11 protein-coding genes are annotated in these 12,720 nt (G+C 39.9%); 1 reads left to right on the top strand and 10 read right to left on the bottom strand.

Annotation, left to right across the window (positions count from 1 at the left end):
- Positions 1-32 precede the first annotated feature (32 nt).
- Positions 33-1,583: an acyl-CoA carboxylase subunit beta gene (locus E2K98_RS15780; protein ID WP_133335741.1), complete on the bottom strand. Its 1,551-nt coding sequence runs from the start codon at positions 1,581-1,583 to the stop codon at positions 33-35.
- Positions 1,584-1,590: 7 nt separating this feature from the next.
- Entirely contained in the window at positions 1,591-1,998 is a 408-nt protein-coding gene (gene mce / locus E2K98_RS15775) for a methylmalonyl-CoA epimerase (protein ID WP_026573386.1), read from the bottom strand.
- 156 nt (positions 1,999-2,154) lie between these two features.
- On the opposite strand from mce, the gene prli42 reads away from it, so the two are divergent.
- Complete coding sequence (gene prli42, locus E2K98_RS31000) at positions 2,155-2,253, top strand: stressosome-associated protein Prli42 (protein WP_155925507.1); 99 nt, start codon at positions 2,155-2,157, stop codon at positions 2,251-2,253.
- Positions 2,254-2,294: 41 nt separating this feature from the next.
- Here the strand turns inward: prli42 and E2K98_RS15770 are convergent, their stop codons facing one another.
- From E2K98_RS15770 to E2K98_RS15735, 8 genes are all read right to left on the bottom strand, one after another.
- Complete coding sequence (locus tag E2K98_RS15770) at positions 2,295-2,807, bottom strand: L,D-transpeptidase (protein ID WP_026572590.1); 513 nt, start codon at positions 2,805-2,807, stop codon at positions 2,295-2,297.
- 105 nt (positions 2,808-2,912) lie between these two features.
- Positions 2,913-3,350 (bottom strand): BrxA/BrxB family bacilliredoxin, encoded by a 438-nt coding sequence (locus tag E2K98_RS15765; RefSeq protein WP_026572589.1) that lies wholly within the window; start codon positions 3,348-3,350, stop codon positions 2,913-2,915.
- A gap of 138 nt (positions 3,351-3,488) precedes the next feature.
- Positions 3,489-4,823 (bottom strand): hypothetical protein, encoded by a 1,335-nt coding sequence (locus E2K98_RS15760; protein WP_133335739.1) that lies wholly within the window; start codon positions 4,821-4,823, stop codon positions 3,489-3,491.
- A 218-nt stretch (positions 4,824-5,041) separates the two neighbouring features.
- Positions 5,042-6,166 carry a methylmalonyl Co-A mutase-associated GTPase MeaB gene (gene meaB, locus E2K98_RS15755; protein ID WP_133335737.1) on the bottom strand — a complete coding sequence of 375 codons (1,125 nt, stop codon included), beginning with the start codon at positions 6,164-6,166 and terminating at the stop codon, positions 5,042-5,044.
- The gene (scpA, locus tag E2K98_RS15750) at positions 6,167-8,359 is read right to left on the bottom strand and encodes a methylmalonyl-CoA mutase (RefSeq protein WP_133335735.1); all 2,193 of its coding nucleotides are present in this window, start codon (positions 8,357-8,359) and stop codon (positions 6,167-6,169) included. It abuts the gene before it with no gap.
- Complete coding sequence (locus E2K98_RS15745) at positions 8,346-10,268, bottom strand: methylmalonyl-CoA mutase subunit beta (RefSeq protein WP_133335733.1); 1,923 nt, start codon at positions 10,266-10,268, stop codon at positions 8,346-8,348. The genes scpA and E2K98_RS15745 overlap by 14 nt, the downstream gene beginning before the upstream one ends.
- Before the next feature lie 112 nt (positions 10,269-10,380).
- Entirely contained in the window at positions 10,381-11,673 is a 1,293-nt protein-coding gene (locus E2K98_RS15740) for a dihydrolipoamide acetyltransferase family protein (protein ID WP_133335731.1), read from the bottom strand.
- Between the two features lie 63 nt (positions 11,674-11,736).
- Positions 11,737-12,720, bottom strand: coding sequence for an alpha-ketoacid dehydrogenase subunit beta (locus E2K98_RS15735; RefSeq protein WP_133335729.1), 984 nt, complete (start codon positions 12,718-12,720; stop codon positions 11,737-11,739).

Below are 12,720 nucleotides of genomic sequence, written 5' to 3'. Positions count from 1 at the left end.
TCATCAAATGAAAGAATTGCGAAAATACAAGATTAAAGCGGTATATTTCCATGTTTTTTATAAGGTCTCGACTCTTTCTTCGTCCGCAGCATTTCTAAGGATTGAATAATTTTTATTCTTGTTTCACGAGGATCGATGACATCATCCACCATTCCCCTGCTTGCTGCAACATATGGATTCGCAAATTTATCACGGTATTCCTCAATCTTTTGTTGTCTGAGCGCCTCAGGATTCTCGCTATTTTGAATTTCTTTGGCAAAAATAATATTTGCCGCCCCCTGTGGACCCATCACGGCAATCTCTGCATTTGGCCATGCAAAAACAAGGTCAGCACCAATTGACTTACTGTTTAGTGCAACATAGGCGCCGCCATATGCTTTTCGCAATATAATTGTAAGCTTAGGAACGGTAGCCTCAGAGTACGCAAATAAGATTTTAGCTCCATGGCGAATGATTCCTCCATGTTCCTGCTTAATCCCTGGGAAGAAGCCAGTAACATCTTCAAATGTAATGATTGGGATATTAAACGAATCGCATGTGCGAATAAACCGTGCAGCTTTATCAGAGGAATCAATATCTAATCCACCAGCCATTACCTTTGGCTGGTTGCATACAAGACCCACGGTTTCCCCTTTAATTCTTGCAAACCCAACAACAATGTTTTTTGCAAAATCCTTTTGAATTTCCATAAAAGAATCGGAATCGGCAACTTGCTCAATCACTTTTCTCACATCATAAGGGCGAACGGTATCAAATGGAATCACATCCGTTAAGTCCGGACGATAATCATTTTCTTTCTCAACCTCAAGTATTGGCGCCTTTTCCTCATTATTTTGCGGCAAATAACTTAGCAACTTACGAACGTTTTGTAGAACCTCGGCTTCTGAATCGGATTGGAAGTGAGCATTACCGCTAATGGTATTATGGACATTCGCCCCCCCTAAATCCTCTGCAGAAATCTTCTCCCCTGTAACGGTTTCAATGACCTTTGGACCGGTAATAAACATCTGGCTCGTTTTTTCAACCATAAATACAAAATCCGTAATTGCTGGTGAATAAACGGCTCCACCCGCACAGGGCCCCATAATCACAGAAATTTGCGGAATCACCCCTGAATAAATAGCATTACGGTAAAAAATATGACCGTATCCATCAAGTGAAACGACACCCTCCTGAATGCGGGCACCGCCGGAATCATTTAGACCCACAAATGGTGTACCGTTTTTAGCCGCTAAATCCATCACTGTGGCTATTTTTTTTGCATGCATTTCTCCCAGTGCACCACCAAATACAGTGAAATCTTGGGAGAAAAGATAGATTGGACGACCATTTACTTTCCCGTAACCTGTTACAACCCCATCACCGGGTCCTTTTTGTTCATCAAGTCCAAAATCATGTGTTCGGTGCTCAATAAAAGGATTTAATTCGACAAATGTTCCAGGGTCCACTAAAAGCTCGATTCTTTCTCTGGCCGTCAGCTTTCCTTTTTCATGCTGCTTTTCAATTCTTTCATCACCACCGCCAAGTTCAACCTCTCTGCGCTTATCGTATAATTCATTTATTTTTTCATAGATGTCACTCATGCTATCCCTACTTCCCCTTTTTTTCACAAAGTTCATATAATACACCGGAAGCTGATTTTGGGTGCATAAAGGCTACATGCGCCCCCCCTGCACCAATCTTAGGCTCATCCGATATCATGCGAATCCCATTTTCCTTCATTTCCCTGATGCGTTCCTCAATTGATTCAACACCAAGTGCGACATGATGAATACCCTCACCGCGTTTTTCGATAAATTTAGCAACCGTACTCTCAGGTGATGCCGGCTCAAGCAACTCTATTTTTGTTTCACCTGCACTTAAAAAGGCTACTTTTAATTTCTCACTTGCAACTTCCTCAATAGCGATTAAAGGCAGTTTAAGTACCTCCGTATAGAAAGGAAGCGCTTTCTCCAGTGATTGAACTGCAATCCCAATATGGTCGACTTTTTTTATCATTTTTATCCCTCTGATCCACTATTAAATTAATTCGACAATTATCTTATTCGCTAAAAAGTTCATAAATCCTTCCTAAAATTGAGCAGTTGCTCAGTTGTTCATTTGGGCTTTTCCCTGTAAAATAAGAATAGAGTAATCTTAAGGGAGGTATTCTCATTGTCTAAAAAGAAGAATCAAAAAATAATTGTTTTATTAATGCTCTTTGCCATGCTTGCCTCAACCCTCCTAATTGGAATTGGCCAATTTATTCGTTAAACATATAAAAAGGGACTGTAGTGTTAAACAGTCCCTTTTCCTTACTTAATTGCCCCATTTTCTACGGCTAACTTTTCAAACGATTTTTTTGTAGATAACACTAAAATTTTTGTTCCAAGTGGAATGAGAGGAAATAGTGAAGTAATAACCTCATTTTGCATACGAATACAGCCCTGTGAAACATACTTCCCTATTGATGCTGGTTGATTGGTCCCGTGAATTCCATAGATTCGTCCGTCGGTCCCCTTTGCATCAAATCCAATCCATCTTGATCCTAGTGGATTTTTAGGACTTCCGCCGGGAATATCTTTTTTACGATAATAGGGGTCTTTTGCTTTAACTGTAACCGTAAAAAGCCCCTCTGGTGTTAGTTCCTGTGTTTTACCGGTTCCAACACTAACCACCGTTTGCACCTTATTATCATCAATAAAAGCCATTTCATTGTTGCTCTTATTTACAATAATAAAGGGATCTCCTGACAATGGGTTATGACCTAATGGCCAGAGCGGCGAAATGAAAAAAGCAATCAGGATGGGTGATAAGATTTTTATCATAAATTCCACCTGCCTTTTTCTTCCTAGTTTGCATCTTTTTTCTGCTTTCATGCACGAACAAAGAAAAAAAGATGGTCGTATGCTGACCATCTTTTTTCTAACATATTAAACTTCTTCACAATGTTGATCGAATTCTTTTTGCAATTTGCCAACAACATTCATTGGATCAAAGCCTTCAATTTGATGTCTTTCAATCATTGTAATAATTTTACCATCTTTTAATAAGGCAAAAGATGGAGAGGATGGGGGATAGCCGGTAAAATAGCCTCTAGCCTTTTCAGTTGCTTCCTTATCCTGACCGGCAAAAACGGTAACAAGATGATCGGGACGCTTATCATAATGAAGTGCATGTTCTGCTGCAGGGCGAGCAATACCGCCTGCACAACCGCAAACAGAATTAATCATAACAAGAGTTGTTCCCTTCTGTTCAAGAGCCTGTTCTACCTCTTCAGGTGTTTTTAGTTCTTGATAACCCGCTGACACGATTTCTTCACGCGCCTGGCGGACAACATCATTCATAAAAAAATTAAAATCCATGCTCATTTTATCGCTCCTCACTAAAATATACCTATATGTTCATATTAACAGTAAAAATGGAGGGATATCAAATAATAAATTTTCGCCAATTTAAATAAAAACAGAGAGCCTGGCTTGGGCTCCCTGTCGCTTACTGTTTTCACATTATTTTTTCTCCGCCTTGAAAGAGATAGACACTTTGCTGCTTTCTGCATGTTTAGAGCGGATAATACTTACATATACCTTACCTGATTTTTTTCCAAGTTGCTTTACAGTTAAAACAGCAGTTTTGCCTGTTGATTCTTTTGCAGCAATCAATGATCCTGTCTTGCTGTATACTTTAATTACATCACCTTTTTTAAGGCTCTTGACTGTGATTTTATCTGCTTTTTTACCTTTATTATTGGTTACTTTGACTTGTGATTTTTTCAAGACTTTAGATGGTGAATACATCAACGATGTCATCGCAGAATAAAGAACACTTTTCTTTTTATCTAGCGTAGCTAAAAATTGTTCTGGAGTAGCATTTTCGTTAAGATATTTGGAATATTTTTCGATTTTTGAAGCTTTTACCTTTTTATTAATATTCCAGGTTTCATTTTTGATTTTTAATGTGATACCAGTTAATCCTTCACCATCTGGAATACTGCCAATATTTAGGGTCGTATATGATTTTCTCTCGTAATAATGTTTGTCTAAGAAAATATCTGTTTTTACATTATTTTTGCTTGTTAACAATGCTTTAAATTCTGGGTCAGTTTTAAGTTCTGGCAGCATCTTCTGAAACTCCACAATCCCAGCTCTAAGATCATCAGCTGTCATTTTGGTGTCATCGCCAGCGACTTTATTAATTTCATTCAAAGCATTCACAATATCTGTAATTGCCTTTTCATCCTTTGATAAATTTGTAAGGAAGGACTCAAGGAGCTTTGGCACTTCATTTGCGTATACCTTTGCTTGAACACGATGACCTTTTACTTTAACTCCATGGACTTTATCCGTGGTATTTGCCGTTACCTTAAGATGGGCCGGGAAAGGATTTGGCAAATTCCTTACAACTGGAGCCATTAATTTTGTTTGCACATCTTTAATCAATTTTTGATCTGGTGAGGTTCCATTATCCATCGAAACGCGAACTGGTTTCTTGGCATTATCAAGTTGAATCACCGTATATTTTTTGTCCATATATAATCGTAATGGAATCTTGCCTTTATTATGAAGAATGATGTTTCCGGTAATGGAAACAGTATTGGCATCTTGCATTTTTGTGTAAACTTCTAATTTTGCATTGTCGAGAAGGGTAAGTACTTTTAGGAAATCCTTGTCTTTTACTTTCGATTTTGCGTATTTTAAATCTAATGAAGCAGTTGTTTTGCTCTCAGCGGAATTAATTTTTGAACTGCTAAGAACCAATTTGTTCAAATCTACACCTTTAACTGCTTGGCAACCAGTAATAAATAATACGGAGGCCATGATTAATAATATAAGTTTTTTTAACATGTTTCACTCTCCAACTAGCATTCTATTTTTTCTGTTTTAAATAAACAATTCTTTATGTATCCCTGCTATTTTCCCTATCAATCCACCATTCTATGTTTGGTTCTTGCAAACTAAAATATTACCAAAATAATATTACCATTTTTTGTATGAAATGGGTGAATATTACACTATTTTTTCCAAAAAGTTCAATAAAAAAAGACGGTAATCAGCCATTACCGTCACAAAGTTGAATCCAAGAATGTCCGAAAAAGACTTTCTACTGCCGAAGCGACCGTTTTTTCTCCGGCAATTACTTCATTTTCTATTTTTGGCAGTTGGTTTTTCACCCCTGGATGATGGTAAAAATGGTAGTGAAGCTGGTCACTAATTAATGCATAGAGCCATTCCCGTGATTGCGCCTTTCTGCGTTCATTAAAAACTCCAGAGGATTTACCCTTCTGCTCGAAAGATTGAATCATTTCCCAAATTCGACTTATGCCCTCCAAGGTTAACGAGGAGCAGGTATATGCTTTGGTAGCCCAGCCTTTTGTCGCAGGCTGAAGAAAATGAAGAATGCGGTTATAGTCATTTCGTGTTTTTTCCGCTATGGGCTTATTCTCACCATCTGCCTTATGAACAACAATGGCATCGGCCAGCTCCATAATCCCTTTTTTCATTCCCTGCAATTCATCACCGGCACCTGTTAATACTAGAAGCATGAAAAAATCGACCATATCCCTGATAATGACTTCACTTTGCCCAACGCCAACCGTTTCGATTAAAATCACCTCAAAACCGGCTGCCTCGCAAAGGAGCATTGATTCCCTTGTTTTTCGATGCACACCGCCAAGCTTTCCTGCAGATGGCGAAGGCCGGATAAAAGCGAGAGGATTTCTTGATAATTGCTCCATCCGTGTTTTATCACCTAAAATACTTCCGCCGCTAATACTAGAGCTTGGATCAATCGCTAAAACCGCAACCTTTAAACCTAAGCTGCATAGATACTCTCCAAACGCTTCAATGAAAGTACTTTTCCCGGCTCCGGGCACTCCGGTAATTCCAATCCGAATAGACTTCCCAGTGTAGGGTAAAAGCTTCTGCAGCAGTTCCTGTGCTTTTTCAAAATGATGCTCAGCATTGCTTTCTACAAGCGTAATGGCACGGGCAAGCATGCTTCGATTCCCCTCCGATACCCCGTTATATAATTCCTCTACAGAAACCGCTTGGGTATTGCGCTTTTTGAATCGAGAACTTTTTTGAAGGGAAGTTGATTGACCTTCAAGCTCTTGCCCCTTTCTTACTACACTTGAACATAAATCTGGATTTGATGGATCGCTCCATTCCGGTTTTTGATCAGCCGCCATTTATTCCGCCACTTCCTCATAGCCGAGCTGTTGATAGATTGCCTTAATAACCTTTTGTGCTGCTACCGGAATGACGGTTCCAGGTCCAAAAATAGCTGCCGCACCGTGATCATATAAGAATCGATAATCCTGGGCCGGAATAACTCCTCCTGCAACAACTAAAATATCCTCCCTGCCCAGCTTTTTCAATTCGTCGATAAGCTGTGGGAGTAAAGTTTTATGTCCGGCGGCAAGTGAACTCATCCCAATGACGTGGACATCATTTTCTACTGCCTGCAAAGCGGTTTCTTCCGGTGTTTGAAACAATGGACCGATGTCGACATCAAACCCAAGATCCGCAAAGGCTGTTGCAATCACCTTTGCTCCACGGTCATGGCCATCCTGACCCATTTTGGCAATCAAAATTCGTGGTCTTCTTCCTTCATTTTCGAGGAACTCGTCAGCCATTTCCTTCACAACCGTGATTTCCTCTTCGTTGCTAAAGGCTGAGCTGTATACACCGCTAATCGAATAGATGATTGCTTTATGCCTTTTGGCCACTTTTTCGATGGCATCAGAAATTTCTCCGAGCGTTGCTCTTGCTCTTGCTGCCTTTACTGAGAGCTCTAACAGATTTCCTTCACCAGCTTCTGCCGCTTTCGTCAAGGCGTTAAGTGATTCCTGTACCTTTTGATCATCCCTACTTTGCTTTAACGTATTTAATTTTTCGATTTGTTTCAATCGAACAGCTGTATTATCAATATCTAAAATATCAATTGGCTCTTCTTTCTCTAAACGATAACGGTTTACACCAATAATGATTTCTTTACCGGAATCAATTTGCGCCTGTCTCCGTGCGGCTGCCTCTTCAATTCTCATTTTTGGAAGACCAGTTTCAATCGCTTTCGCCATTCCGCCAAGCCCTTCAATTTCTTCGATATGCATCCAAGCTCTTTGTACCAATTCATCAGTCAGCTTCTCAACATAATAGGATCCTGCCCAAGGGTCAATTACCTTCGTGATTCCTGATTCCTCCTGAAGAAATAGTTGTGTGTTCCGAGCAATTCGAGCAGAGAAATCCGTTGGCAAAGCAATCGCTTCATCTAGTGCATTGGTATGCAGGGATTGTGTATGCCCCATAGCTGCAGCATGCGCTTCAATCAATGTACGAGTCACATTATTAAATGGGTCTTGTTCTGTCAAACTCCAACCGGACGTTTGTGAATGGGTTCGTAAGGCTAATGACTTATCATTCTTAGGATTAAATGATTTCATCATTTTTGCCCAAATTAACCGTGCAGCGCGCATTTTTGCCACTTCCATGAAATAATTCATTCCAATTGCCCAAAAAAATGACAATCTTGGTACAAATGAATCGATTTCAATCCCGGCTTTAAGTCCTGTCCGAACATATTCCAATCCATCCGCTAGTGTGTAAGCAAGCTCCAGGTCAGCAGGAGCACCTGCTTCCTGCATGTGATAGCCGGAAATACTAATACTATTAAACTTTGGCATATATTTAGAAGTATACTCAAAAATATCAGCGATAATTTTCATCGACATCTCAGGTGGATAAATATAAGTGTTTCGCACCATATATTCTTTTAAAATATCGTTTTGAATCGTTCCGGAAAGCTTTTCCTGACTAACGCCCTGTTCCTCGGCGGTAACAATGAAGAAAGCTAGAATTGGCAGGACCGCCCCATTCATCGTCATCGATACCGACATTTGATCAAGTGGAATTCCATCGAAAAGTGTTTTCATATCAAGAATCGAATCGATTGCCACTCCGGCTTTTCCAACATCGCCGACAACCCGGGGATGGTCAGAATCATAGCCGCGATGGGTTGCCAAATCAAATGCAACCGACAAACCCTTTTGTCCCATTGCCAAATTCCGGCGATAAAACGCATTACTCTCCTCAGCAGTTGAGAATCCAGCATATTGCCTTACCGTCCACGGCCTGTTGACATACATGGTTGGATACGGACCACGTGTATACGGCGGAAGCCCCGGCAGATCGTCTAGATGATTCAAGCCTTCCAAGTCCTCTTTTGTATAAAGAGCCTTCAACTTGATTTGTTCATTAGTTTCAAAAAGTAAATCTTCGATGGACGAATTTAGCTCTTGTTCCACTTTTTCTTCCCATTGTTTTTTATTATTGAGCGGTTGCTCAGTAAAAAGGCGCAGGTTTTGAAAATCAGGCTTTTGCATCGGCCCTCACCTCCATTTCAGTAAGTATATGAGAAAGTGTTTCATAGCAATTGCTTTTTACATGAACGAACTCTTCAATACCTTCATGATTCCACTGTACTTGTTGATCCTGATCCGGTAATCCAGCTAAATAAAAGAGCTTATCCGGAAACTTAGCTTTTATGAATAATAAGATCTCATGACCAATTGTCTCATATTGTTCGTTATCGCCGCATAGACAAAAATGCTGCGTTTCTTGACTTGCAACAAACGCCTCAGCTGATTCCTTTGAAAAAATTGGCTCACTTCCAACTGCGTTTATTCCCCCAGCGGAAACGAATCCTCGCATAAAGTCAAATCTTGCTTTATACTGTTTTAATTCCCCAAGACAAATCATCGACATAATCGGTTTAGAACTCGACCTTCCCTCGATTTCCTTTGCCTTTTTCCTTAGTTCCTCATACGGCTCTGCCAATCTTTTTTTCACTAAAGGATTCATTTCAATCGCAGACTCTATTTTATTCATCTGTAAAAATTGAGGCTCGGCACCGTTTAATACATCTTCCAATGATTGAGAAACTAAATAGGCTGCTTCTTGTTCCTTTATGAGAGCAGGAACGGTTTCATCCAGATTTGCATACACATTTGTACCTACAATACTTTGTTTTCTTGTAAAAGAATCTTTCATTCTTTTGTTTCTAACTGTTGCGATCTCATTTTGGAGCCAACCGGTTTGCAATACTTTCAGAATTCCGCCGTTTATTTCAATCTGCTGAAAGAACTCCCATGCTTTTTCAGCCAATTCTGTTGTTAATTCTTCGACATACCATGAGCCGCCCGCTGGGTCAATAATATTTTTCAGATGCGCTTCATTTTTTAAAATTAGCTGTGTATTTCTTGCGATTCTTTCTGAAAAAGAATTGGGACCTGTAATTTCATCAAAAGCACCAACATGCAAATACTGTATGCCCCCAATTACAGCTGCAAACGCTTCATTGCCGGCACGAAGAAGGTTAACATGTGGATCATAGATAGTTTTTGTAAATGTAGAGGTTTCTGCAGCAATTTCTATACCCCTGTTATTTTTATGAGCCCCATAGGCTTCCGCTATTCTACTCCAGATCATTCGTGCTGCCCTAAGCTTAGCTATTTCCATAAAAAAGTTGCTGCCAATTGAGAATTGAAAAATCATTTTTGAAAGAATTTTCTCAAGCTTCATACCACTCTCAATAAACTGTTGGAGATAGAATACACCTGTGGCTGCAGCAATTCCCAGTTCTTGAACAGCATTTGCCCCGCTGTTCTGATAGATGGATGTGTTAATCAGGATCGTACGTAAATTTGGAAAAACCTTTTCAGCTGTCTTGATATTTTCTACCCACGCAGGGAGCAATTCTTTTGAAAAATTTCCTTCTTCGCCAAAAAGTGAAATGGGGTCAGTACCAATATATCCAGTAATTTTTTCGTTATTTCCTTTAGATAATTTTGCTAATAAGGCCGCCTGCAAACCTTTTGAATCAATGGCAATTGGAAAGTTTTCGGCCAAATCCATGAACAAACTAGCTACATCAGCATCGGATTCAAATAAAGCTTTTGAAACTTCAAACGAAATGGCCGTTTGCCCTTTACTGACGGCAGATATGAGTTTTTCTCTTAGTTCATGAATAGTTGAATAAGAAATCCGCTGAGCCACCTTCCAATCATTCATTACATATCCAAGCGGGAATGTACCACGTCTAAAATCCGATTGGCCCGGATACTCAGAGGGTGTTTTCTGATCTTCTTTAGAATAAAGCGGTTTCAAAATAATGTTTTCATATGTTGGGCTTTGCAAGGACTCAACTTTTTTCCCTTTTAAGGATTCTTCGGCTTTAGCTTTCCAATCAAGTTTTGTTTTTGAAGGAAAAGACTGATTGCGCAAATCTTCCAAACTTGACAACTCCCTCCAAGCAAAATAATAAATATTCAATTAATTCTATTTTATGGTACAAACCCGTTACAATCAATAAGAAAAGTACCGCCAGAAAAACTGGCGGTACTCTTTAATAGATGGAAGTTGTAGTTTTTGATGTATTTTCAAGTATTTCTTTAACTCGTTGTAAGAATCGTCCGCAAACAAGTCCGTCTAAAACTCGGTGGTCTAGAGACATACATAAATTCACCATATCACGTACGGCAATCATTCCATTATTCATGACTACCGGACGCTTCACAATTGATTCAACCTGCAGAATAGCTGCTTGCGGGTAATTGATGATGCCCATGGATTGAACAGATCCGAATGAACCGGTATTGTTGACGGTAAATGTTCCACCTTGCATATCCTCGGACTTTAGTTTTCCATTTCTAACCTTAACAGCAAGCTCGGAAATTTCACGGGCAATTCCTTTAATTGTTTTTTCGTCCGCCAGCTTAATAACAGGAACGTATAACGCATCATCAGTTGCAACGGCAATCGAAATATTAATATCCTTCTTTTGAATAATTTTATCCCCGGCCCACATTGAGTTGATTTGTGGGAATTCCTTCAAGCCTTGAGCAACTGCTTTTACAAAGAATGCAAAGAAAGTTAAATTGAAGCCCTCTTTTTTCTTAAACTCATCTTTAATGGAATTGCGGTAGTCTACCAAATTCGTGGCATCAACCTCTATCATTGTCCAAGCATGTGGCGCTTCGTGTTTACTTCGCAGCATGTTAGCCGCAATCGCTTTACGGACACCTGTAACAGGTATTTCAATGTCACCTGTCCCAACTGGCACATTTACGGAAGTTGCAGCCTGTTTTGGCTCAGGTTGAGCCGTTTCCGGCAAGGCAGAAGGCTGAATTTCAGACTGCTTGATTGGTTCTGTCTTTGGAGATCCTGCAGGTATGTTTCCGGACTCAATCAATTTTTGCAAATCTTTTCTGGTAATTCTGCCTCCGGCACCTGTTCCATGCACTTGAGTCAAGTCAATTCCATGCTCCTGAGAGAGCTTTAAAACCGCGGGTGAATATCGGCCAACATTTCCTTTATCTGCAGCCTCAGTTCCCCTATCGGCTGATTTTTCTTCTACAGCAGCTGCTTTTGCTTTTGTCTCACCATCCGTTTCTCCGCCCTCTATCTCAATCGTACAAATGATTTCACCAACAGACAATGTATCGCCTTCTCCGGCAATTAGTTCTTTAATCATTCCTGTAAATGAAGACGGGACTTCTGCATTTACCTTATCTGTCATAACCTCTGCAAGTGGATCATATTTATTTACCTTATCCCCAACAGAAACAAGCCATTTACTAATGGTACCCTCTGTAACACTTTCACCTAGTTGAGGCATTTTTATTTGTTCAACTGCCAATGCATAAAACCTCCTTAGTGCATTTACTACTGTGGATTATTCTTCAGCTAAAAAAATTGCACCTTAAAATTCTGCTAATTCTCTCATTGCTTTTTCAACTTTATCAGGATTTACCATAAAGTATTTTTCCATCGTCGGTGCATACGGCATGGCCGGTATATCCGGTCCAGCCAAGCGTTTAATAGGTGCATCTAAATCGAATAAGCAATTTTCAGCTATAATGGCAGATACCTCCCCCAAAATACTGCCTTCTTTATTGTCTTCTGTAACGAGCAGAACCTTCCCGGTTTTGGAGGCAGCTTCAATAATCGCTTCCTTATCCAGTGGGTAAACTGTTCTTAAATCAAGAATATGGGTTGAAATTCCGTCCTTAGCCAGTTTTTCGGCAGCTTGGAGGGCAAAATGAACACACAGACCATAAGTAATGACCGTAATATCATCGCCTTCACGTTTCACATCAGCTTTTCCAATTGGAAGCGTATAATCATCAGTCGGAACTTCTCCTTTAATCAAACGGTAGGCCCGTTTATGCTCGAAGAAAAGAACAGGGTCATTATCACGTATAGCTGCTTTTAATAAACCTTTTACATCATAAGGAGTAGATGGCATAACAATTTTTAATCCAGGTTGATTTGCAAATACCGCTTCAACAGATTGAGAGTGATACAATGCACCATGAACCCCTCCGCCGTATGGAGCACGAATAACAATTGGACAATTCCAGTCATTATTTGATCGATAGCGAATTTTCGCTGCCTCTGAAATAATTTGGTTTACAGCAGGCATGATAAAGTCAGCAAACTGCATTTCTGCAATCGGCCGCATACCATACATAGCTGCACCGATTCCTACTCCTGCTATGGCTGATTCAGCAAGCGGTGTATCAATTACTCGCTCTTCTCCAAATTGTTCATACAATCCTTGTGTAGCCTTAAATACACCACCCTTTTTACCAACATCTTCCCCAAGTACAAACACCTTAGGGTCTCTTTCCATTTCTTCACGTATGGCCATTGTCACCGCATCTATATAAGAAATTACTGCCAT

The sequence above is a fragment of the Bacillus salipaludis genome, assembly GCF_004358205.1.
Note: the sequence above shows the minus strand (reverse complement) of the source record. Positions and strands in the feature narration are given on the sequence as shown.